The organism is Vibrio sp. CB1-14 (genome assembly GCF_040412085.2).
Classification (GTDB): Bacteria; Pseudomonadota; Gammaproteobacteria; order Enterobacterales; family Vibrionaceae; genus Vibrio; species Vibrio chaetopteri.
Genome location: NZ_CP115920.1, coordinates 3,007,955 through 3,030,798 on the forward strand (window position 1 = coordinate 3,007,955; position 22,844 = coordinate 3,030,798).

22 protein-coding genes are annotated in these 22,844 nt (G+C 46.0%); 5 read left to right on the forward strand and 17 right to left on the reverse strand.

Going from position 1 to position 22,844, the window contains the following annotated elements; all coding sequences use genetic code 11:
- Positions 1-3 precede the first annotated feature (3 nt).
- The 4 genes from lgt to rppH are packed head-to-tail and all read right to left on the reverse strand — an operon-like array spanning position 4 to position 4,436.
- A complete protein-coding gene (gene lgt / locus PG915_RS13655) occupies positions 4-819 on the reverse strand; it encodes a prolipoprotein diacylglyceryl transferase (RefSeq protein WP_353497003.1) in 816 nt (271 codons plus the stop codon).
- Between the two features lie 33 nt (positions 820-852).
- Entirely contained in the window at positions 853-1,644 is a 792-nt protein-coding gene (locus PG915_RS13660; RefSeq protein WP_353497004.1) for a sulfite exporter TauE/SafE family protein, read from the reverse strand.
- 21 nt (positions 1,645-1,665) lie between these two features.
- Positions 1,666-3,915: a phosphoenolpyruvate--protein phosphotransferase gene (ptsP, locus tag PG915_RS13665; RefSeq protein WP_353497006.1), complete on the reverse strand. Its 2,250-nt coding sequence runs from the start codon at positions 3,913-3,915 to the stop codon at positions 1,666-1,668.
- Positions 3,916-3,917: 2 nt separating this feature from the next.
- Positions 3,918-4,436 (reverse strand): RNA pyrophosphohydrolase, encoded by a 519-nt coding sequence (gene rppH / locus PG915_RS13670; RefSeq protein ID WP_353497007.1) that lies wholly within the window; start codon positions 4,434-4,436, stop codon positions 3,918-3,920.
- A 623-nt stretch (positions 4,437-5,059) separates the two neighbouring features.
- Between rppH and mutH the strand changes: the two genes are divergently transcribed.
- Positions 5,060-5,725, forward strand: coding sequence for a DNA mismatch repair endonuclease MutH (gene mutH, locus PG915_RS13675; protein ID WP_353497008.1), 666 nt, complete (start codon positions 5,060-5,062; stop codon positions 5,723-5,725).
- A gap of 27 nt (positions 5,726-5,752) precedes the next feature.
- Here the strand turns inward: mutH and PG915_RS13680 are convergent, their stop codons facing one another.
- A complete protein-coding gene (locus PG915_RS13680; RefSeq protein ID WP_042496529.1) occupies positions 5,753-6,058 on the reverse strand; it encodes a DUF6482 family protein in 306 nt (101 codons plus the stop codon).
- A 144-nt stretch (positions 6,059-6,202) separates the two neighbouring features.
- Between PG915_RS13680 and PG915_RS13685 the strand changes: the two genes are divergently transcribed.
- A complete protein-coding gene (locus tag PG915_RS13685; RefSeq protein ID WP_353497009.1) occupies positions 6,203-7,237 on the forward strand; it encodes an NADP(H)-dependent aldo-keto reductase in 1,035 nt (344 codons plus the stop codon).
- A 92-nt stretch (positions 7,238-7,329) separates the two neighbouring features.
- On the opposite strand, the gene PG915_RS13690 is transcribed toward PG915_RS13685, so the two are convergent.
- From PG915_RS13690 to xerD, 8 genes are all read right to left on the reverse strand, one after another.
- Complete coding sequence (locus PG915_RS13690) at positions 7,330-7,581, reverse strand: DUF1127 domain-containing protein (RefSeq protein ID WP_353497010.1); 252 nt, start codon at positions 7,579-7,581, stop codon at positions 7,330-7,332.
- 108 nt (positions 7,582-7,689) lie between these two features.
- Positions 7,690-7,815 carry a hypothetical protein gene (locus tag PG915_RS13695; RefSeq protein WP_353497011.1) on the reverse strand — a complete coding sequence of 42 codons (126 nt, stop codon included), beginning with the start codon at positions 7,813-7,815 and terminating at the stop codon, positions 7,690-7,692.
- A gap of 367 nt (positions 7,816-8,182) precedes the next feature.
- The gene (locus PG915_RS13700; protein WP_353497012.1) at positions 8,183-9,511 is read right to left on the reverse strand and encodes a sigma-54-dependent transcriptional regulator; all 1,329 of its coding nucleotides are present in this window, start codon (positions 9,509-9,511) and stop codon (positions 8,183-8,185) included.
- Positions 9,512-9,729: 218 nt separating this feature from the next.
- Positions 9,730-11,262, reverse strand: coding sequence for a lysine--tRNA ligase (gene lysS, locus PG915_RS13705; protein WP_353497013.1), 1,533 nt, complete (start codon positions 11,260-11,262; stop codon positions 9,730-9,732).
- A 36-nt stretch (positions 11,263-11,298) separates the two neighbouring features.
- Positions 11,299-12,397 (reverse strand): peptide chain release factor 2 gene (gene prfB, locus PG915_RS13710; RefSeq protein ID WP_112459573.1). Its coding sequence is split into 2 segments (ribosomal slippage): positions 11,299-12,321 and positions 12,323-12,397, totalling 1,098 coding nucleotides; the frame shifts between segments, so codons are not numbered across the junction.
- Positions 12,398-12,501: 104 nt separating this feature from the next.
- Entirely contained in the window at positions 12,502-14,241 is a 1,740-nt protein-coding gene (gene recJ, locus PG915_RS13715) for a single-stranded-DNA-specific exonuclease RecJ (RefSeq protein WP_353497014.1), read from the reverse strand.
- A gap of 39 nt (positions 14,242-14,280) precedes the next feature.
- Entirely contained in the window at positions 14,281-15,075 is a 795-nt protein-coding gene (gene dsbC, locus PG915_RS13720) for a bifunctional protein-disulfide isomerase/oxidoreductase DsbC (protein ID WP_353497015.1), read from the reverse strand.
- Positions 15,076-15,105: 30 nt separating this feature from the next.
- Positions 15,106-16,014 (reverse strand): site-specific tyrosine recombinase XerD, encoded by a 909-nt coding sequence (gene xerD, locus PG915_RS13725; protein WP_418641975.1) that lies wholly within the window; start codon positions 16,012-16,014, stop codon positions 15,106-15,108.
- A gap of 157 nt (positions 16,015-16,171) precedes the next feature.
- Between xerD and fldB the strand changes: the two genes are divergently transcribed.
- Entirely contained in the window at positions 16,172-16,690 is a 519-nt protein-coding gene (gene fldB, locus PG915_RS13730) for a flavodoxin FldB (protein ID WP_353497016.1), read from the forward strand.
- A gap of 102 nt (positions 16,691-16,792) precedes the next feature.
- Here the strand turns inward: fldB and brnQ are convergent, their stop codons facing one another.
- Positions 16,793-18,103, reverse strand: coding sequence for a branched-chain amino acid transport system II carrier protein (brnQ, locus tag PG915_RS13735; RefSeq protein ID WP_353497017.1), 1,311 nt, complete (start codon positions 18,101-18,103; stop codon positions 16,793-16,795).
- Between the two features lie 296 nt (positions 18,104-18,399).
- Between brnQ and PG915_RS13740 the strand changes: the two genes are divergently transcribed.
- Together PG915_RS13740 and srmB are read left to right on the forward strand one after the other, a co-directional pair.
- Entirely contained in the window at positions 18,400-19,122 is a 723-nt protein-coding gene (locus tag PG915_RS13740) for a tRNA1(Val) (adenine(37)-N6)-methyltransferase (RefSeq protein ID WP_353497018.1), read from the forward strand.
- Between the two features lie 98 nt (positions 19,123-19,220).
- Complete coding sequence (gene srmB / locus PG915_RS13745) at positions 19,221-20,450, forward strand: ATP-dependent RNA helicase SrmB (protein WP_353497019.1); 1,230 nt, start codon at positions 19,221-19,223, stop codon at positions 20,448-20,450.
- 55 nt (positions 20,451-20,505) lie between these two features.
- Here the strand turns inward: srmB and PG915_RS13750 are convergent, their stop codons facing one another.
- From PG915_RS13750 to yaaA, 3 genes are all read right to left on the reverse strand, one after another.
- Positions 20,506-21,207 (reverse strand): hypothetical protein, encoded by a 702-nt coding sequence (locus PG915_RS13750; RefSeq protein WP_353497020.1) that lies wholly within the window; start codon positions 21,205-21,207, stop codon positions 20,506-20,508.
- A 10-nt stretch (positions 21,208-21,217) separates the two neighbouring features.
- The gene (locus tag PG915_RS13755) at positions 21,218-21,736 is read right to left on the reverse strand and encodes a hypothetical protein (RefSeq protein ID WP_353497021.1); all 519 of its coding nucleotides are present in this window, start codon (positions 21,734-21,736) and stop codon (positions 21,218-21,220) included.
- 238 nt (positions 21,737-21,974) lie between these two features.
- Positions 21,975-22,748, reverse strand: a complete 774-nt coding sequence (gene yaaA / locus PG915_RS13760) for a peroxide stress protein YaaA (protein ID WP_353497022.1) — start codon at positions 22,746-22,748, stop codon at positions 21,975-21,977.
- Positions 22,749-22,844: the final 96 nt, after the last annotated feature.

Consider the following 22,844-nt stretch of genomic DNA (forward strand, 5'->3'; position numbering starts at 1 on the left):
CTATTACTTCGATACTTTTGGAGTGGTTGCACCGTTGACTTTATAAGCCCACGCGACCATCAAGCCGCCAATGATCATCATTGGCAATGAGAGGATTTGACCCATTGAGATAAATCCACCAAACAAACCTAGGTGGGCATCCGGCTCGCGCACGTACTCTACCATAAATCTAAAGGTTCCATAACCAAGCAAGAACAAGCCAGAGACAGAGCCTTCTGGGCGAGGTTTACGAATGAACCAGTTCAGAATTAGGAATAACACCACACCTTCTAACGCAAACTCATACAATTGAGATGGGTGGCGAGGTAACGGACCGCCGTTGGGGAAGATAATCGCCCATGGCACATCTGTCACGCGTCCCCAAAGCTCACTATTCATGAAGTTGCCAAGACGCCCCATGCCTAAGCCAAACGGCACTAGTGGCGCAATAAAGTCCGCAACATTGAAGAAAGTGCGACCGTTTTTACGTGCGTACCAAAACATCGCCGTGATAACACCCAGCAAGCCGCCGTGGAATGACATACCGCCAGTCCACACTTTAAATAGATAAAGCGGGTCTTGTAGCAGCTCTTCAAAGCCGTAAAACAATACGTAGCCGACGCGACCACCGATAACTACTCCAAGAAAGCCGGCAAACAGAAGATCCGACACTTGCTCTCGAGTCCAACCTGAACCTGCCTTATCTGCGCGTCGATTTGCAAGCCACAAAGCGAAAGCAAAACCGATCAAGTACATCAAACCGTACCAACGGACAGACAGCGGACCTAACTCAAACAGAACAGGGTCAATATTTGGAAACTGGATATATCCCTGAGACATAAAACGCTCACTTAAAGTTATTAAATAATGGGGCTAAAACATCATAGAAAATGCCACGAACAATAGAAAGACTGCAAAAATCTTTTTAAGTTTCGGTGTTGGCATTGTCGTCGCCAACTTGGCACCAAATCGCGTCGTCACCATGGAGGTAGCGGCAATCGCAAACAAAGCTGGTAGGTAAACATAGCCGACACTGAATTCCGGCAGCCCTTCGGCCTTCGCACCATGAAACACGAAGCCTAACATGCCTGCCAGTGCAATCACACAACCACAAACAGAAGAAGATCCCACCGCACGGCGCATTTCAACGCCATGTTTACTCAAAAATGGCACCGACATCGAACCGCCACCGATGCCTGCTAGGCTCGAAACCATGCCAATTCCCGCACCACAGCATGTGGTGATAAATGGAGATGGAAGATTTCGTACCGTTTGAGACTTAATTGATAGGAACATTTGAATCGCTAACATCAGCACGATAAAAGCAAACACCTTTGGCAGGTAATGCGAAGGGATCCACTCTGCGATGTAAGAGCCAGCAAACCCACCGATGACCACACCGGGTATGAGCCACTTAATCACAAACAAATCAACATTGCCTAACTTAAGGTGATTTATTGCCGATGAACCAGAGGTAATAATGATCGAAGCCAGAGAGGTCGCGAGTGCTATATGCATGACTAAATCACTACCAATGCCAAACTTAGGCAGCAAAAACGCCAGGGCTGGTACAACAATCAGGCCGCCGCCAATCCCCAGCAGACCCGACATAGTTCCTACTACAGCACCAAGCAGTAGCAACAGCAATATCAATTCGTAATTCACAACAAGACCAAAATATAAGAGTTAAAATTTACCTGCACGGATGAAGCCTGCAAGACCTTTGGCCTCAAAGAAATCGCGCATTTGATTGTAGATGGTTTTTCCATAGGGTTGCATCAGCGCTTTGTCAGCAAGTTGTTTAAGCTCATCGAGTGAGCTCTGCGCAAGCAAGTATTTCACTTTTGCCACGTTAGAGGTGTTCATACTCAAGGTATCGTAACCCAAGCCAACGAGTAGAAGCGCGCCAATAGGGTCACCGGCTAACTCGCCACAGATACACACAGGTAAGTCATAGGCTTGGCAAGTCGCAAAAATGTGTTTCATTGCCGCAAGCACTGAGGGGTGCAACGTTTCGTAGATGTCTGCTACTTGCGCATTATTGCGATCAACCGCCAATAAATATTGGGTTAAGTCATTGGTGCCCACCGAAACAAAATCGACTCGCTGTGCCATGAACGGCAAAATATACAACATCGATGGGACTTCAATCATCACACCGATTTGTGGTTTTTTCACCTCTGGATGAGCATCATGCACTTCCTGATAAGCTTGTTCAATCAGGGTTGCCGCATCATCAAACTCCTGCACCGAAGAGACCATAGGCAGCAAAATGCTCAGATTATCAATGCCAATGCTAGCACGAAGCATCGCACGCAACTGAATCAAAAAGATATCAGGATGATCTAGGGTAAAACGGATCCCACGCCAACCCAAAAATGGATTATCTTCCTCGATAGGCAAATACGGCAACGCTTTATCGCCACCAATATCCAATGTACGCATGACGACTCGCTTATTCGAGTAAGCACTTAGCACAGAACGATATTGATGCAGTTGCTCTTCTTCCGATGGAAACTGCTGCTGCAATAAGAACGAAATTTCGGTGCGGTACAAGCCGACGCCATCAACGTTTTTGTTGATTGAAATACTGGTATCAGCACTAAGACCCGCATTGAGCATAACTTGAATACGCTGACCATCTTTGGTGGCGGCCTCAAGGTCAGCCGTCGACTCCACCATTTGTGACAGTTCCGACTCCTCACTGACCAGCTCTCGGTATTCCAATAGCAGCTCTTGGCTAGGGTCTGGGAATATTTCACCGCTGTAGCCATCAACAATACCGAGCTTGCCACTAAGCAGCTCAGGGTTAGTATTCACCCCCATGACCGCTGGAATGCCCATGGCTCTAGACAAAATTGCCGCGTGCGAGTTAGCCGCGCCTTCCAGCGACACAACTGCAAGCAATTGCTGTTTCGGAATAGACGCTAAAATCGAAGCGGTCAGCTCTCGAACCACTAAAATCACGGGCTCGTTAAACTCGTGAATGGGGTACTCTGTATCATGGAGGAAGAACAGCAATCGCTGCCCAAGCTCTTTAATGTCTTGCGCCCGCTCGCGTAAATACACATCGGACATTTTTGCAAAGCGGTTAGCGTAACTTTCGACGACTTGGCGCAGTGCCCAATCGGCTTTATCCCCTTTTTGGATCTGAGCTTTGAGGTCGTTTCTCAACATCGGATCGTTGAGTAAGTGGGTAAACAAGTCAAATATGGCCAGCGCATCTTTATTAAGCTCCAAATCGAGCTTTTTGCGCATGCGCTTAAAGTCCGCCAGCGCATGTTCTATCGCAACCGAGAGCATCTCTTGCTCACGTGCCACATCAAGCGTGGACGCAGGGAATACGTCACTCAGGTCTGGCTGAGTGTTGTCCCACCAAATAGGGCCAATCGCAACACCAGAAGAAGCCCCGATGCCCTTAATGACAAGCGCAGCATTATCATCAAAAAAGCCATGTCCCTGGGCGATCGCATGAGCAATCAACACCGCGATCTGCGCAGACAATGTGACCAGAAAAGACTCTTCCATTTCACTAAATTGTCGGGAGCTTTTTTGCTGCACGACCAACACACCGAGCACTTGCTTGCGATGGATAATAGGCGTGCCAAGAAAGGAATGATAGAGGTCTTCCCCCAGTTCAGGGAAGAACTTAAATGCGGAGTGTTTGGCGGCCTCTGCCAGGTTGATAGGTTCGGCGGTACGCTTAACTAAGCCGACCAAACCTTCATTGAAGCCAATATGAATCGTATCACCTTGGAAGGTAAGCCCTTGGGTCGCCATGAGCTCTAGGCGCTGCTTATCGTCGTTGGCAAGATAAATAGTGCAGCACTCGGTATTCATCGCTGAACACGTTTGCTGCACTAACATCTCGAGGGCTGCATGCACGTCTTCTACTTTTGAGACGTGCTCAACTATATCCCTTAGTTGCGATAGCATACTTACCCTCTTCGATGCTTTCTTTTGCCTTTAAATTTTCGTTCTTTAAACGGCATCGCTAGCGAAGCAAACTCTTTCATCGCACGGCGGTAGACATCACGCTTGAACGAAACCACTTGTCTAACTGGGTACCAATAACTTACCCAACGCCAACCATCAAACTCAGGGGTATTACCGCGCTGCATATTGATTTTGGACTCATCGCAGTCCAAGCGCAGTAAAAACCATTTCTGTTTTTGCCCGATACAGACCGGTTTCGAATCCCAGCGCACCAAACGCTTAGGTAACTTATATCTTAACCAGTGACGACTGACCGCAACGATTTTAACGTCGTTCTTAGTCAATCCCACTTCTTCATACAGTTCTCGATACATGGCCTCTTCAGGGGATTCACCTTCGTCAATACCGCCCTGAGGAAACTGCCATGAGTGTTGTCCGTATCGTTTAGCCCAGAAGACCTGACCATGGTTGTTACAGATTACAATACCAACATTAAGTCGGTAACCATCGCCATCTATCACTGGCCAACCTCAATTAAATTTTCATTACCTTGATTTTTCCACATATCCCCAACTTGAGCAAACTTATGGATGTGTAAATTTGAACAATTACCACTTCTTTGTAGTTCACTGGATAAGATTCAAACAACATCGTAGTTATCAACACCACAATGAGACATAGGCCACATTTATTCACCTTTTCTGTGAATAACTGTGTGCAGAATCGTTGATCTCTCTAAAAAATCGTAGAAAAACTAGAACCTACTAAACTATCCCAAAAACAGAACAATATAATAAAGTCATAATAAACATAAACATAAAATCAAAACCATCATGTCTTATGCGTAGTTCTTAAGATTTTGATTTGCCACCATTTAGATCGGTCAAAGATCCACCACAGCTTGGTTTATCCACATTAGGATTGCCAGTTTTCATACAAAGCCCGATATTTCAAGCAGTTTATCAGGTCAAATATACTGATTATTTATCCATGCATTCATTTTTAATGGCAATTAAGCAATCTAGCTGTGGATAACTATTTAATAGATCAAGTTTGCAGCGAAGTGATCCTTTTTTGTACAGAGCTAGAATTCGTTCTCATGGTAAACTAGCGGCGGTTAGAAAAAACAGCGACATTAACACCCATGAACACAGCACCAAAATCCGAAGCCGAACTGTTAGAACGCGCCCGTCAAATCGCTGGCATGAGCTTTGGCGATCTTGCCAAGCCAGCCAATATGCGTGTACCTGACAATCTCAAGCGAGACAAGGGTTGGGTTGGTCAATTACTGGAGTGGCACCTTGGTGCAACGGCTGGCAGCAAACCTGTACAAGATTTTCCTGAAATCGGTGTCGAGCTAAAGAGCATCCCAATTGGCTACAATGGCAAACCACTGGAGTCGACCTTCGTTTGCGTCGCCCCTTTAACAGGGATCACTGGGTTAACTTGGGAAGCCAGCCATATTCGAAATAAACTGTCGCGAGTCCTTTGGCTACCTGTTGAGGGTGAGCGCGAGATTCCTGTCGCAGAGAGGCGTGTGGGATCTCCGCTTATCTGGAGCCCTTCGAAGCAAGAAGAGGCATTGCTTAAAAACGACTGGGAAGAGCTCATGGATTTGATTGCACTCGGTGATGTTAATCAAATTACCGCCAGAAGCGGTGAAGTACTGCAAATAAGGCCAAAGGCCGCCAACAGCCGAGCGAAGACGGAAGCGTATGGCACAAATGGTCAGCCAATAAAAACCCTACCCCGAGGCTTTTACCTCAGAGCGAGTTTTACGAGCTATATCTTAGAAACCTACTTTGCTTAATACCTGTTTGCCGCTACAGAGACACGCTCAGTGCAAGTTGAGTTCAATATCACAGTAGCGATTCATCTCTGCGCTGCCGCACTCATCGTAGGCGTTATGAAGCCGTAGATAAGCTTTTTCTACACCGAGACGTGTCAGTGCTTCTTTTACAGAATCTAAAGATTCGTAATGAATAGGCTCATCATCTTGTTTAATGGGTTCGAGTTTGTGCTTGTATTCCACTGCAAGTAAATAGTGTGAAATATCAGCACAACCGATCACAAACACTTTAGGTGGCTTATAACTCTCTTTATGATGTCCGTGTAACCAACGATCGAGCTGATGTTTTTGCATAGTCCACCTCCTCTGCTTTGTGGATAATGCGTGACTTATCACTATCAGTTTAGCCAAGGCGCAGCCAGTTGCGCATAAAATGAGCAGAACTTTTATAAAAACGGGGTATAGTGGAATCAAGTAACAACAAGCAAGGATGGCTCAATGAAATACCACAAGCTCCCACACTCTTCGCTCGAAGTCAGTAAAATCTGTTTGGGAACCATGACATTCGGTGAGCAAAACACCAAGCAAGAAGCCTTTGAGCAGCTTGATTATGCCGTTGAACGCGGGATCAATTTCATTGATACTGCAGAGATGTATCCAGTTCCACCCAAACAAAACACTCAAGGGTTAACTGAATCTTATATCGGTGACTGGCTATCGCATTCTGATAAAAGACAAAAAGTCGTTTTAGCAACCAAGGTCGCAGGCCCGCGCAACGTCCCTTACATTCGCGAAAATATGAGCCTAGATCGCCGCAATATACATCAAGCTCTCGATGACAGCCTCGCTAGATTAAAAACCGACTATATCGACCTTTACCAGCTTCATTGGCCCCAGCGCAAAACTAACTGTTTCGGCCAACTTAATTACCCTTATCCTGACGACAATGAAGAAGTTACCTTAATTGAAACGCTCGAAGCACTAAACGAGCTGATTAAGGTGGGAAAAATTCGCTACATTGGCGTCTCCAACGAAACGCCATGGGGTGTAATGACACTGCTCAAGTTGGCGGAAAAGCACGACTTGCCAAGAATCGTTTCCATTCAAAACCCTTATAATTTACTTAATCGAAGCTTTGAAGTGGGACTGTCGGAAATCAGTCACCATGAAGGGGTTGAGCTACTCGCCTACTCGCCATTAGCCTTCGGCTGCTTGAGCGGTAAATACCTTGAGGGACAAAAACCTGAAGGCGCACGTTGCAGCCTATTTGAACGCTTTGTCCGTTACTTCACGCCTCAAGGCATTGAAGCAACTCAGGCTTATGTCGATCTTGCCCATAAACACGGCCTAGATCCATCACAAATGGCCCTGGCATTTGTGAATCAACGTCCTTTTGTGGCCTCCAATATTATTGGTGCCACCAATCTCGACCAACTAAAAAGCAATATCGATAGTATTGACGTCACCTTGTCCGATGAACTGTTAGAAGAGTTACAAATAATAGGGGCAAGGTATTCAAATCCTTGCCCCTAATCGTGTTTTCTAGCGCGTTTTTGAGGGATGGAAAAATGACTCAATCTCGCTATATCAAGAACTCGGCGGGCAGTGACACTGCCCGCCTTGAGTTACGTAGCTAATCTTGACTGCAACTCTCGACGTAGATGACGAGCTTTGCGTTTAGCGACAACTTGAGGAGCTGCGACATGACCAAGTGGACGACCTTCTTTGTCTAAGCCGATGTCTCTTAGTAGGGGCTCGTTGTGAAGCGGCAATTGATACGCGCTACGACGGTAGCGTCTTTTCCACTCACGCTCTTCTTTTTGAATGTCAGCTTTAATTAGCCATGTTGCGATAGTTAGATAAACAGAAGTACGCATAATAATCTCCAGATTATGAAATAAAGAGGAGAGAAATAGCAGTCTAGGAAAGATATAAAGACTCTTATGTGACTGCTATTTCCGCAGCCTCATAAGGTTACGGATTAATTAAGCTTGTGCTGAACTTGCTACCGGTTTGTCGGTAACAGTGGCGGTCGAAACTAGACCACACATATGATCAGCATCAGTACGGCGAACAGCACAAGCGTTGATAAAAGAAATACGATTCATCATTTTCTGTGCCTCCATACTGACTTTATTAATCCTGAAATTTGGGTAAATGAGCGTCTCGCTCACGGTTAATTCTTATGCAGTTCGTTTATTAAATCAACAAAGCATATATAAAAAAGTGAAAAACAAATGAATACTCTAGTGATGACGATCAAGAGTGTTTTAATGCCGAGTATTTAATCAATCACCTACAAAAATACGGTGATTAATTTTATTTAAGCAAAATACAACCTGATATTATTTCAAGCCCACTTAGTGCGAGCTACATCAACCTTCCGTGTAATTGCAATGTAAACCACTTAAAACGGCGTCAATTTCAACCAAAAAAGGTGCCGAAGCACCTTTCATTGTTCAAAACCTATCCGTTACGCTAGATAGTCTCTTCTGTGATCAAGTTGTGCTTGTTCAACAAGCGATACATCGTCGCCCGCGAAATACCTAACTCTTTCGCCGCTTGCGTTACCTGCCCGTTGTGACTATCGAGGACTAAAATAAGCGCATCACGCTCTGAGCGTTCACGAATACTTTTCAAACTACGTTTACCAGAAAACGTACCCGGTAGCTCAAAGTGTTTTTTCGATAACACCTCTTCTTCAGTCATTAATACCGCTCGCTTCACCTGATTCAGTAGCTCCTTCACGTTTCCAGGCCAATGATAATAAGTCAGTGACTTAATTGCATCGTCGTCAATAGATTTCACAGGAGAATTAAATTCTTTAGCAAATTGGTTTATGTAATGTGTCACCAATAGTGCAATATCTGTCGCACGCTCTTTAAGACTAGGGACATTAATTCTTAACACATTAATGCAATGGAAGAGCTCCTCGTTAAAGGTACCGTCACCCAAGGCTTTCTCAATATCTGAGGAATCCGCCGCTAAAATACGCACATCAAATTCCTTGATGCCTTTAGCCGTTTCGATTTGCCCATCTTGATAGAACTTTAACAAGTTAAGTTGCTGCTTAGGTGGCAGAGTAAATATGTCGTTGAGGACAATGGTGCCGCCAGATGCTTGATCAAGCAATGAACTCTGAGAAGCGTCATGCATACCAAAAAACTCATTTTCGAAACGAGCATCCGAAAACGCACGACAATTGACAGCAATAAACGGTTTTTGCGAGCGAGCTGAACAGCGATGAATCGCCTTGGCGACCGACTCCTTACCTGCTCCAACTTCACCGTGGATCATAATACTCACGTCTGTTGGACCAATACGACGAATTTGGTCACGTAGTCGTCTAATGGGCAGCGATTGCCCGACTATACCTAGGTCGTTATCGTTGCCATTGTGCGGCCAAACTTTTTGCTCAAGTTTGAGCATACCAAGCTGGTGACCAATGGTACTCATGAGTCTTGAGTCTGGAATTGGCGTGGTGAAGAAATCGATACAGAAATTGACGATAAATTGGCAAATCGTATCTGAGCTAAGTTGCGACTCACGGATAAACGCTATCCAACGCACCTGCTTATGCGTACTAACGAGTTTCGCGATACCATTTAAGCTAAAATCATCCCGCGTGAGATCGACAATACCAATACATGGTCCAATCTCAGAAAACAGTGCATCTGCTTTGCGAAGATCAGAGCATTGCGTGCAGCGCCAACCCGCTTGCTCTAAAACAGATAGCCAAGGCTCATAAACTCCACCCACCACGACCAAAGAGCCGGGGATTGAATCCATCCGAAATTCGGTTCCCATTACATCATTCCTATTATTGTTTTTAGATTCAATAGCTCCATTCTATGCATGTGGCGCTATCTATCAAAGACGACTATCGCGTTTAAAACGTACAGAGGTGTCTCACATTTAAGACTAGTGCACGATTTGTAACTTTTCTATAAACATTCAAAGGAATTTGGCATAAAAAGCCTCTCCGCAGAGAGGCTTTGTAAGAAGTCATAACCTTAGCAGAGAGCTTACTGCTGAGGACGCATCGCTGGGAATAGGATAACGTCACGGATGGTGTGCGTATTAGTAAATAGCATCGCCAGGCGGTCGATACCAATACCTTGACCCGCTGTTGGTGGTAGACCGTGCTCTAGTGCAGTGATGTAGTCTGCATCGTAGTACATTGCTTCGTCATCACCTGCGTCTTTCGCATCAACCTGTGCTTTGAAGCGTGCGTCTTGATCTTCTGCATCGTTAAGCTCAGAGAAGCCGTTCGCGACTTCACGGCCACCGATGAAGAACTCAAAGCGGTCAGTGAAGAATGGGTTGTCATCGCTACGACGCGCCAGTGGAGAGATATCTGCTGGGTAGCCAGTGATGAACGTTGGCTGGATTAGCTGAGGCTCAGCCGTCTCACCAAAGATCTCTTCAAGAAGCTGGCCACATGTCCAGAACGTCTCTACTTCAACGTGTACAGACTTAGCAATCGCTACCATCTTGTCACGGTTAGTTAGGTCTTCTTCTGTCAATGCTTGGATTTCAGCGTGATCTGGGTTGTAGTGTTTGATCGCTTCAAACATACTCATACGTGCGTAAGTGCCACCAAACTCAACGGTTTCGTCACCGTAAGGCATAGACGTTGAACCTAGAACATCCATCGCTACCGTGCTTAGCATCTCTTCAGTGAGATCCATCAGATCTTTGTAGTCAGCGTATGCTTGGTAGAATTCCATCATAGTGAATTCTGGGTTGTGACGTGGCGATAGGCCTTCGTTACGGAAGTTACGGTTGATCTCGAATACGCGATCAAAGCCACCAACCACTAGACGTTTTAGGTAAAGCTCAGGGGCAACACGCAGGAACATGTCGATATCAAGTGCGTTATGGTGCGTGATAAATGGACGTGCAGTCGCACCGCCAGGGATCACGTGCATCATTGGCGTTTCGACTTCTAGGTAGCCTTTTGAGCTCATGAAGTTACGAATTGCTGATACAAGCTTAGAGCGAATGATGAATGCGTGACGAGAGTCTTCGTTAACGATTAGGTCAACGTAACGCTGACGGTAACGCATCTCTTGGTCAGTTAGACCGTGGAACTTCTCTGGTAGTGGACGAAGTGCTTTCGTTAGCAACTCGTACTCTTCCATGTTCACGTAAAGATCGCCTTTACCAGACTTGTGAAGTGCACCTTTCACACCGATGATGTCACCGATATCAAGGCCTTGGTATTTCTCTTTTAGCTCTTTTTGAACATCTTTTGCTGCGTATGCTTGGATACGACCAGACGTTTCTTGAATCGCTAGGAATGGACCACGCTTAGCCATAACACGGCCTGCGATTGCCACTACGTGGTTTAGCTCTTCTAGTTCTTCTTTCGTCTTCTCACCAAATTCCGCTTGAAGGTCGCCTGCTAGGTGTTCACGACGGAAATCATTTGGGTGGCCGTTGGCTTTGCAGCTTTTACGGATATGATCCAGCTTGCTACGACGCTCAGCGATCAGCTTGTTTTCTTCAGGTGAAGAGGCTTCTTGTGCGTTTTCGTTTTGAACAGCATCAGTCATTTTTCGATGTATCCTGTTTTAAAAGTGGTGAAAAGCTTACAGGCCTGATTTTAGGCTAGCTTCGATAAATTTGTCCAAGTCGCCATCAAGAACCGCTTGAGTGTTACGGTTTTCAATGCCAGTACGCAAGTCTTTAATGCGTGAGTCATCAAGTACGTAAGAGCGAATTTGGCTGCCCCAACCGATGTCAGATTTAGCATCTTCGTTCGCTTGCTTCTCTGCATTTTGTTTTTGCAGTTCATGCTCGAACAATTTTGCACGTAGCTGTTTCATCGCTTGGTCTTTGTTTTTATGCTGAGAACGATCGTTCTGACACTGAACCACGATGTTAGTTGGAACGTGAGTAATACGAACCGCAGATTCCGTGGTGTTAACGTGCTGACCACCCGCACCAGAAGCGCGGTAAACGTCGATACGAAGATCAGACGGGTTGATCTCGATATCAATGTTGTCATCAATCTCTGGATAAACAAACGCAGAAGCAAATGAAGTGTGACGACGGCCGCTTGAGTCAAATGGTGACTTACGAACTAGACGGTGAACACCTGTCTCTGTACGTAGCCAACCATAAGCATACTCGCCAGAGACCTTCACAGTCGCGCCTTTAAGGCCAGCGACTTCACCTTCTGATACTTCGATGATTTCTGTCTTGAAGCCTTTCGCTTCTGCCCAACGAAGATACATGCGTAGCATCATGTTGGTCCAGTCTTGCGCTTCCGTACCACCAGAGCCCGATTGCAAGTCGATGTAGCAATCTGACGCATCGTGGTCACCGGCGAACATACGACGGAACTCAAGCGTTTCTAGCTTGGCTTCCAGTTCAGCAAGTTCTGGTTCAATTTCATCGAAAGTTTCTTGGTCTTCTTCTTCAACCGCAAGCTCAAGAAGACCGTCTACGTCTTCCACACCTTGGTCAAGAAGGTCGATGGTTTCAACAACCGCTTCTAATGAGGCACGTTCTTTACCTAGTGCTTGCGCACGCTCAGGCTCGTTCCATACATCCGGTTGTTCAAGTTCTGCGTTGACTTCTTCTAGACGCTCTTTCTTAGCGTCATAGTCAAAGATACCCCCTCAGGATATTTGTGCGTTCAGACACATCCTGTAGGCGGTTTTTGATAGGATTGATTTCAAACATATTTGCTCAGCATTTATGAGTAGAATTTAACCGCAGAATTCTACTCAAAAATGTGACGAAGATACAGGAAAATATCGATTTTCCTTGACCGAAATATCAACCCCCTATCGAGGCTCAATATGGTCGACCATCAGTTGCAATGACTGGTTTCCACGAAAGTCATTGATATCCAGTTTGTAAGCGAGAGTGACGGTTTTCACCGAAGCATCTGGCCAACGGCGTAAATCCACATTAAAGGCGATCGCATCCAGCATAATATTGGTGCCAAACCCTTTATGCATCGGCTCAACCATCAGCTTGAGGTGTTTTTCTCCAACCAGCTTTTGATGCAGCACTTTAAACTCACCATCAAACACAGGATCAGGGAACGCTTGTCCCCAAGGACCTCCAGCACGGATCTGCTCTGCGGTATGCATGGAAAACTCTTCCGGCGTTAACTCACCATCCGACAAGATAATACCTTTTAACGCGGTATCACCCAGCTCTTCACGCACCACCTCATCAAACAGCTTACTAAAGCGCTCGAAGTCTTTTTCCATGATGGTAAGACCGGCTGCCATCGCGTGACCACCGAACTTTAAAATCAATCCCGGGTTCTGGGTATCAATACGGTCAAGAGCATCACGCATATGCAAACCTTGGATAGAACGACAAGAACCCTTAATTGTTCCTTCGCCACCATCGGCAAACGCTATCACCGGGCGATGGAATTTGTCTTTGATACGAGAAGCCAAAATGCCAATCACACCTTGGTGCCAATCACGCTGGAACAGCGCTAGGCCATACGGCAGCGCCGCCTTATCACTAATTTGCAAGCGCTCACAAAATGCCAATGCCTCTTGCTTCATGCCTTCTTCGATGTCTTTGCGCGTCTGGTTAAGACCATCAAGTTCACTGGCCATCCGGCGAGCAGCGTGGAGGTTATCCGACATCAAAAGCTCAACACCAAACGACATGTCATCCAAGCGACCAGCGGCATTGATTCGTGGACCAAGCGCAAAACCAAAATCGGATGCCACCAGCTTTCTTGCATCGCGCTTAGCAATTTCAATCAAAGCTTGAATGCCGGGTCTAGCTTTGCCCGCTCGAATTCGCTGCAGGCCTTGATGCACCAAAATGCGGTTGTTCTCATCCAAAGGCACCACATCGGCAACGGTACCAAGCGCCACCAAATCAATCAGCTCCATCAATTTTGGCTCAGCCATACCTTGCTCGGCGAACCAATTGCGCTTTCTCATATAAACGCAAAGTGCCATCATAAGATAAAACGCGACGCCAACACCCGCTAGCGCTTTCGATGGAAACCCACACTCATTGAGGTTGGGGTTGACCATTGCATCTACATTCGGCAGCTCTGAACCCGGTAAGTGGTGGTCAGTCACCAGCACCTTGATGTTATTGTCTTTGGCGTACTGCACCCCGGAAATCGAAGAAACACCATTATCAACAGTCATGATGACTTCTGCACCAATCTCGATAGCTTGATCGACCACTTCAGGGCTTAGACCATAGCCATCTTCAAAACGGTTCGGCACCAGATAGTCTACATTTCGACTGCCTAGCATACGCAGCGCCAATACAGAAAGCGCCGAGCTCGTAGCACCATCAGCATCAAAGTCACCGACAACGATGATGCGCTTTTGCTGCTCAATCGCTTCAAACAGCAGCTCAACAGCGGGGTCAATTCCCGCTAGTTGTTGGTAGGAATGCAGCCCTTTGGCCGCTTTTTCCAATTGAGCGACATCACTCACACCACGGCTGATGTACAGACGGCGCAGCAAAACAGGTATAGAGTCAGGAAGTATCGAAATATCGACGTCAGGGCGGCGTTGGATTTCTATCATAAAATGCAATGGGGCCTTAAAAGGCCCCAATCCTAATCGTTATTGAATTTGTTGTAGACGCTTTAGAAGATCAGCAGGAGGAAGATAGCCACCCACCATTTCACCGTTTGGTAGGAAAATAGCTGGCGTACCACTGATACCTAGTTCGCGTCCAAGCTCATAGTGCTTAGCTACGGTCTCTTGACACTGCTTCAGGTCACCATCAAACACCGCTTCTTTGCGGTTAACTTTAGCATCGTGCATCGCGTCTGCGGGATTTTCTGAACACCAGATTTTCGCCATTTGGTCAGCAACCGAGCCCGTCGCTCCTTGTCGTGGGTAAGCAAGGTAGCGCACTGTAATTCCAAGGTCGTTGTATTGTTCCATTTGACTGTGCAGTCTCACGCAGTAGCCGCAAGTAATATCAGTGAATACCGTCACCACGTACTTTTCGTCTTTTGCTTTGTATTCAATGACTGTATCCGCAAATGATGCGATTTTTTCAGCATTGATTGGCGCTTGGCGCTCAGCAATCACATCTTTGTAATTGCCGTCAGCATCGATAGAGTACAGTGTGCCGGCAATGAAATGATCACCTGATGGTGATGCGAACAAGATACCGCCAGGTGTGCGAACTTCTATCAGACCCGCGATATCTGAAGCCACGATTTCTGATACCTCAATGCCGATTTTGGCAAATCGTTCACGAATGGCCGCTTCGTCTGCTGCAGAACTCGCCGCCGCCGCTTCAACGACAGTTGCTGGTGTTGCTTGGCTTGGTTGAGACTCTTCTGCACCGCAAGCCGTCACGAAAAATGGCAGAGAAAGTAGAGTTAAGCGGCGTAATACGCTCATTAAAATCACCTTTGTATAGAAAACGTTAAATTAAGCCCTTGGATGATGCTGGCTATGAATGTTCTTCAATCGTTCAGTTGCTACGTGAGTATAAATTTGTGTCGTAGATAAGTCACTATGCCCTAGCAACATCTGTACGACACGCAGATCTGCGCCATAGTTCAATAGATGCGTCGCAAAAGCGTGTCTTAGTACGTGTGGCGACAATAACTCGGTATCAATATCAGCCAGCACAGCATAGAACTTAATACGGTGCCAAAAGGTTTGTCGGGTCATCTGCTTGGCTCGTTTACTTGGAAACACCACGTCCGAGGTTTTCTCACCAAGCAACTGAGGGCGACCTTTATCGATAAACTCAGAGATCCAATCAATGGCGTTCTCGCCCATGGGCACCAAACGCTCTTTGTTACCTTTACCCACAACACGTACCACGCCTTGTCTTAGGCTGATATTTTCCATCGTCAGGCTCACAAGCTCAGTGACACGAAGGCCTGTTGCATAGAGCAGCTCTAGCATCGCTTTGTCACGCAACTCTATAGGATCGTTCGGATCGGGCGCTTCCAGGAGTGCCATCACTTGATCTTCGGTTAAATCTTTCGGTAGTCGCTTAGGGAGTTTTGGGCTCACCAATAGAGCGGTTGGATCGTCCGAGCGCAGTTTTTCTCGGTGCAGATATTGGAACAACCGACGGATCGCAGACAGCATTCTCGCTCTTGAGCTTTGTTGGTAGTTTTGATCCGCCAACCAGCTTTGATACTCCTGCAAGCCCGCTAAGCTAATAAAATCCAGTTTATAGTTGTGCTCATGCATCCATTTCAACAACTTCACCAAATCATTTCGATAAGACGCCAAGGTATTTTCTGACAATCCTCGCTCCATCCACATAGAATCGAGAAATTGCTCCACTAAGCCCTGATCTTGGATATTGACGTCGCTCACGACTACCTCTTGGATGTTTATACAGTACTTTGAACAGAGTAAGCGAGAAAAAACCAGATTGCCATAAAAACCAACACCTAGCGAATAAGCGCTGCAAAGATGGTCGAATTCAGAGTAGAATCTTGGCCAATCATCACAACCAAGTTACAGTGAAGTTATGAAAATAGGCTTATTTTACGGCTCGTCCACCTGCTACACCGAGATGGCTGCAGAGAAAATCCGCGACATCATCGGCCCTGATATCGTCGACATATTCAACGTAAAAGAGACGCCTATTACCAAGATGAGCGAATATGATCTGCTTATCTTAGGCATTTCCACTTGGGATTTTGGTGAACTCCAAGAAGACTGGGGCGCTATTTGGGATCAAATCTCCGGTGTATCACTCAGTGGTAAAGTCGTTGCTTTATTCGGGTTAGGTGACCAGGAAGGCTATGGCGAATGGTATCTCGATGCCATGGGCATGCTACACGACGAGCTTAAACCAACCGGCGCTCAGTTTATTGGTTATTGGAATAATCAAGGCTACGAATTTGAAGCGTCAAAAGCACTCACCGAAGATGGCAGTCAGTTTGTCGGTCTCGCTTTGGATGAAGACTCTCAATACGAGCTTAGTGATGAGCGCATTGCAAGCTGGGTTGAGCAGATCCTTGTAGAGTATCAGCAAACGCTGTAATGCTTACAAAGTAAAAAATTTCTAAACAAACGGCGCCTATCAAGGCGCCGTTTTTAGTTCTCATGAAGTCTTACAAGCAGACTTTACTATTAGCATGCTCAACTAGGCAGCTTCTTGCTCAAGACTTTGGTCACTACGGCCAATAAAGCACATGCAGACAATCGCAACAAACGTTGGCATTACCCAACCCATGCCCACACTAAACAGTGGCAATGCATTGAAAGCTGATACATCAATACCTGCTACTTTCGCAGCATCGATCATGGCAAATGCTAGTGATACCAAGATAACCACGCGGTAAGCAAGTTTCGGGTTCGCTAGGTACTTACGAGTAAAGGTCAAAGCTACTAGTGCAATCGCAACTGGGTATAGTGCAAACAGGACTGGAACCGATAGCGAGATAAGCTGCGCCAAACCAACGTTTGCTACTACAGCACATGCAACACCAATGATCACAACCCATTTCTGGTAGCTGATAGACGTGAGTGAGCTGAAGTAATCAGAACACGCTGAGATCAGACCGATCGCTGTTGTCAAACACGCTAGCAATACAATCACAGAAAGTACGACCTGCCCGTATGGACCAAACAACGCTTGTACGTATTGACTCAAGATGGCACCGCCGTTGTCTGCACCTGCTGCAACCGTCGCGCTCGTCGCACCTAGGTAGAACAAAGAGATGTAAACAAAAGCAAGACCCGCAGCAGCAATTAATGCTGAGCTAATCAGGTACTTAGTCGTTGCTGCTTGCTCAGTAATGCCTTTCTTACGCAGTGCATCCACAATCAACATACCAAACATCAAAGAGCCAAAGGTGTCCATGGTGTTGTAACCTTCAAGGAAACCTTTGGTCAGAGGCTGGCTTAGATACTCTCCGACTGGAGCAATCATCTCACCCTGTGGGTCAATGAATACCGCACCTGCTAGAACAATTAGGCCAACAAACAGAACGGGTGTAAGAACCTTACCGATAACATCAATCAGTTTGCCTTGTGACCAAGCAAATGACATGGCAACAGCAAAAAACAGAATTGAGAAAATCGTTAGGTGCATTTGGGCTGCGTCAGCGAAGAATGGGCGAATCGCCATTTCATACGCAACCAGACCAGTACGAGGCGCCGCGAACGCAGGGCCGATAATAATAAAGATCAGTACCGCAATAAGCGTCGCAGCCTTCTTTGGCAAATCTTTCGTCAGGTGCTCCCAAGAGCCTCCTGCCACTGCAACAGCAATAATGGTAATAAGAGGAAGACCTACTGCAGTGAGAAGAAAACCGGTCATCGCTGGGAGCAAATTCTCACCCGCTAATTGACCCGCTAGTGGTGGAAAGATGATGTTGCCAGCACCAAGGAAAAACGCAAACAGCATAAAGCCGACTGCTATAATATCTGTTGTTTTTAACGTCTGTTTCACAGATATGCCCTTACTTGTTATGTTGTGTTTCTGTAGAAGGAATCTTGGTTCCCTCGTAAAATAAGGCGGGCATAATGACGAATCACTAGTCAATAAGCAATAGATATAGATATAAACACTATATAAATTTGTTTAATTGATTCGAAAGCAGTTTGATTAACTAAAGTAAATGCCAAGACTGGAATTTTATCTCGATCATTTTCCTACACACATTACTTACATACAGAACATATCACTACTCAACAATTTAACAACAGTACCTATCACTCAAAAGCAAACGATTAACAAAATAACTTATGACTCGTAGCACATCAAAAACGAAAGGCTTTCAATTCAAACAGTTCGCAATTCTAGATGGTCATTCCGGGATGCCGGTTAGCACCGATGGGGTACTTCTTGGTGCGTGGACACAATATACCAACGCAGAGCGACTGCTCGATATCGGTACCGGTACAGGCCTTCTAGCCTTGATGAGTGCGCAGCGTTATCAAGATGCAGCGATTACAGCGATCGATATCGACAGCACGGCCATTAATGACGCCAAACGCAACTTTGCGGACACCGAATGGAGTGCGCGTCTAACACTGCTTCAAGGAGACGTACTAAAGCAGAGCTTTAGCGAGCGTTTTACGGGGATCATTTGTAACCCACCCTATTTCAATAGCGGTGAAGTCTCGCACAATGCCCAGAGAGCCACTGCTAGACATACTCACACCCTAGCGCATGAGCAATTACTAGAGCGCTGCCACAGTTTACTTATTGAGGAGGGGCAAGCCAGCTTTGTCCTGCCAACAGCAGAAGGTGAGCAGTTCATCGCAATGGCTAAGCAGCAAGGTTGGTATTTAACACGCCTATGCCGAGTACAAACCACCCCTAAAAAGCCTTGTCACCGTCTGCTGTTTACCTTGAGTAAGGTATTTGAAGAGTGTAAAGAGGAGCATTTAGTTGTCCATGGCGACGTCGGTGGATATTCTGCGGACTTTATTACTCTAACTAAGGACTTTTACCTTAAAATGTAAGTGCGCCGCGCGTTCGTTTGAGTATAATAGCCGCCCTACTTTTTCCCTGTTTGATGTTTTTTGTTCAGGGTTAACCTACGTCTTGTGGAGACACTATAGTGATCAGAACCTTTGCCGAACTCGATCTAGATCCAGTCCTTTTAGAAGCGATTGAAGAAATGGGCTTTAGCCGCCCAACTGACATCCAGGCTCAGGCTATTCCACAAGCATTGGATGCAAGGGATATTCTTGCCTCTGCACCAACAGGAACAGGTAAAACCGCTTCCTTTGCTATTCCAGCAATCCAATACTTACTCGACTTCCCTCGTAAAAAGGCAGGTCCAGCACGTATTTTGATCCTCACGCCAACTCGTGAGCTGGCAATGCAAGTAGCAGAACAAGCGACTGCACTCGCGAAGTACACTCGCCTTAAAGTCGCGACCATTACCGGTGGTGTGACGTACGATTCTCACGCCGCAACGCTGGCAGAGACTCAAGATATCGTGGTGGCAACGCCAGGTCGTTTGATGGAATACATCGAGGCAGAGCGCTTTGACTGCCGTGCTATCGAATGGTTAGTACTTGATGAAGCAGACCGCATGCTGGACTTAGGCTTTGGTCCAACCGTTGATCGCCTGTCAGCAGAGTGTCGCTGGCGTAAGCAAACATTGCTGTTCTCTGCAACGCTTGAAGGTCGTGGTGTTGAAGGTTTCACTGCCGATCTTTTGAAAAATCCAGCCGAGCTCGAAGCGCAGCCATCAACTCGCGAACGCAAAAAGATCACCCAGTGGTATCACCGCGCCGATGATGCGAATCACAAACTGAACTTGCTAAAACGCATCCTGACCGAGCAAGCTCAGCGTACTATCGTATTTGTAAAGACGCGCGAGCGTCTAGGCGAGCTTCGTCAGCAACTAGATAGCGCGCAGATCCCATGTTCGTGGATCCAAGGCGAAATGCTACAAGATCGTCGTAACAACGCTATCAGCCGCTTTCGTGATGGCCAAGTGAACGTCCTTCTCGCAACCGACATCGCTGCACGTGGTATCGATTTGCCGGATGTCTCTCACGTTATCAACTACGACATGCCACGCAGTGCCGATGTCTATCTACACCGCATCGGTCGTACCGCTCGTGCAGGTAAAAAAGGCATAGCTATCTCTATTGTGGAAGCACACGATCAACCAATGATGGATCGCGTCGCTCGCTACACCAAAGAGACCATCAAAGAACGCTTCATCGACGGCATGCGCCCAACGCATAAAAAGCCAGTCTTCAAGAAAAAAAAGCCAAAGAAAGACGACAAGAAGAAAGCGGTGAAGAAAAAGAAAAGCGCTAAGAAGAAATAACAAACTAAGCCAACACTTCGGTGTTGGCTTTTTAGTTTCTGTGCCTAACGTTGGTTTATTTTCTCCACAGCATTGAAGGCGGCACATCAGGCGCAGTCTTAGTTAACACTATCCAATCAAACCCTTCTCCAAATGAATCTTTTCCATACCAATCCAGTCGGATAAACATATCTTGATAACCATCTCGGTTAAAATCCGCTCGAGCCAGTACCACATAGTCAATGACCATATTATCAATCTGAACTTTCACATGGTGTTCACCTGACTTAATTAGGTTTAGCTTAGAGCTATTCGCACCTAATAAACCTCTTCGATCATCCAACTCCTGACCACCAAGGTAAGGAACCGCTGTTACAGGGATAGTTTTTAGCAAATCCAGGTCAAATTCTCTTTCCCAATAACTTACCGCCGTATCTGGCGAGCGAAAATACCAACTCGCTCCATGACAGCTCGCTTTGAGCCACTCCCATCGGGCAAACTCTTGATGAGCAATTACGTCATCGCCTATCGCGAATACGTCAACACAATTGTTTACTATGTATTCTTCCCCCCCAAAACCTGCAAAAGAAATTTGGAATGTGACATCTTGCAATGTGTCACCATCGGTACTTACGTGGTCAAAAGTCATTGGATTAAGCCAACGAGGTGCCATCAAAGAACTGTCCGATTCGTCTCCAATCGATGGAGAACATCCATACAACCAAATACAACAAAACAGTATCGAAACGAAAGGCAGATTTAGGTTTGTTCTGATCATTTCTATCACCCTATGGTTGGAGCTTTTGTGCTGAATTGAGTAAATCTGACACATACTTATTTCTCATTGGAGCAATCCCCATACGATTGCTATGTTTGGCTGCATCTCCCCACCTGTTTGCTTTTAGAGAAGAATTAAATTTGATGAACTGATTTCTCAGCTTCGTCAACCCTAGGTTGAACACCATATCAAACAAAGCCATTTGAACTTGATGGGGCATAGCATCAAACGATTGTGGAAAGCCATTGGCGGTGTTATAGAATCCAGAAGCTCCAAATCGTCTACCAAAAGGTAACCTCTTAATAGCATCATACTCCGCCTGCTTTTCGGGCAGAGATGCTAAAGCCAATGAACGACCGCTTCCTTTCTTGTACATTTTTACCGTTGCCATCGATGATTTATTTGGCACCATATGACCGACTCCGACGGTAATTTTTCCAACTGTATCTAAATATAAATGCGGAATACGCCCCTCATACCTTTCGATATTCTTACTAACTTCACTTTTCACAATTAGGGTCAGGGGCATGAATGTTCCTTAGTTAAGTGTGGAGGTCATGGCCTAACGGAAAGCCAAAGCGCCAATACGCAACCTTACACATAAAAGTAATCTCTAAACTTAACTATTTTTTACCGTTTGCTCTCGAGAATTGAACCGCCCCTCGACCCAAATCACAGGGTGAAACATAAATCTATTCAGTACTAAACGCCAAAAAAAGACAAAGCTCGCATTTGCGAGCTTTGTCTTTAATTCTATGCTGTGAGAATCACTGCTCTTCGCGCTTGAACACCAATTCAGTCGCCGTCGATTCTTCTTCAACAAAGTAGTAGCCTGCGACATCAAATGCCGTCAGCTTTTCAATCGAATCAATTCGGTTCTCGATGATGTAACGTGCCATCATGCCGCGCGCTTTTTTAGCGTAAAAACTGATGACCTTGTATTGGCCGTTCTTACAATCTTTGAATACTGGCGTGATCACCTTGCCATCGAGCTGTTTTGGCTTAACTGCCTTGAAGTACTCGTTGGATGCTAGGTTGATCAGCACATTGTCACCTTGTGCATTAAGAGCATCATTGAGCTTGTTGGTGATAATGTCGCCCCAGAATTGGTATAGGTTCGTACCACGCTCGTTGGCAAGCTTGGTGCCCATTTCTAAACGATAAGGCTGCATCAAGTCCAATGGCTTAAGTAGACCATAAAGGCCAGAAAGCATGCGTAAGTGCTGCTGAGCAAAGTCAAAGTCATCCTCTGACAAACTTTCTGCTTCCAGCCCTGTGTAAACATCACCTTTGAAAGCAAGGATTGCCTGGCGAGCATTGTCTGTTGTAAACGTTTGTGACCACTCTTCAAAACGCGCCACGTTCAAGCCAGCGATCTTATCGCTCACCTTCATCAAAGCAGAGACATCGGCTGGGTTAAGCTTACGACACTCTTGAATAAGCTCTGCAGAATGCTCGATTAACTCTGGTTGAGTGAATCGCTCAGTGGCGAGCGGTGACTCATAATCTAGGGTCTTTGCGGGTGAAACAACGATAAGCATGACTTTACTCTTTTAGTATTGGTTTGCTTCAGTATAAAAAAAGCCACGCACTTTCATCAATGAAATAGTGCATGGCTTTTTCTATTTTTGAGATAG

Coding starts and splice junctions, on each gene's coding strand:
- dsbC (WP_353497015.1), bottom strand. CDS start 15,075: ATGAGCGTATTACGCCGCTTAACTCTACTTTCTCTGCCATTTTTCGTG.
- yaaA (WP_353497022.1), bottom strand. CDS start 22,748: ATGCTTATCGTTGTTTCACCCGCAAAGACCCTAGATTATGAGTCACCG.
- PG915_RS13690 (WP_353497010.1), bottom strand. CDS start 7,581: ATGCGTACTTCTGTTTATCTAACTATCGCAACATGGCTAATTAAAGCT.
- PG915_RS13680 (WP_042496529.1), bottom strand. CDS start 6,058: ATGCAAAAACATCAGCTCGATCGTTGGTTACACGGACATCATAAAGAG.
- ptsP (WP_353497006.1), bottom strand. CDS start 3,915: ATGCTATCGCAACTAAGGGATATAGTTGAGCACGTCTCAAAAGTAGAA.
- PG915_RS13740 (WP_353497018.1), top strand. CDS start 18,400: ATGACTCGTAGCACATCAAAAACGAAAGGCTTTCAATTCAAACAGTTC.
- PG915_RS13695 (WP_353497011.1), bottom strand. CDS start 7,815: ATGATGAATCGTATTTCTTTTATCAACGCTTGTGCTGTTCGCCGTACT.
- lysS (WP_353497013.1), bottom strand. CDS start 11,262: ATGACTGATGCTGTTCAAAACGAAAACGCACAAGAAGCCTCTTCACCT.
- PG915_RS13750 (WP_353497020.1), bottom strand. CDS start 21,207: ATGATCAGAACAAACCTAAATCTGCCTTTCGTTTCGATACTGTTTTGT.
- recJ (WP_353497014.1), bottom strand. CDS start 14,241: ATGATAGAAATCCAACGCCGCCCTGACGTCGATATTTCGATACTTCCT.
- PG915_RS13685 (WP_353497009.1), top strand. CDS start 6,203: ATGAAATACCACAAGCTCCCACACTCTTCGCTCGAAGTCAGTAAAATC.
- mutH (WP_353497008.1), top strand. CDS start 5,060: ATGAACACAGCACCAAAATCCGAAGCCGAACTGTTAGAACGCGCCCGT.
- fldB (WP_353497016.1), top strand. CDS start 16,172: ATGAAAATAGGCTTATTTTACGGCTCGTCCACCTGCTACACCGAGATG.
- PG915_RS13755 (WP_353497021.1), bottom strand. CDS start 21,736: ATGCCCCTGACCCTAATTGTGAAAAGTGAAGTTAGTAAGAATATCGAA.
- PG915_RS13700 (WP_353497012.1), bottom strand. CDS start 9,511: ATGGGAACCGAATTTCGGATGGATTCAATCCCCGGCTCTTTGGTCGTG.
- lgt (WP_353497003.1), bottom strand. CDS start 819: ATGTCTCAGGGATATATCCAGTTTCCAAATATTGACCCTGTTCTGTTT.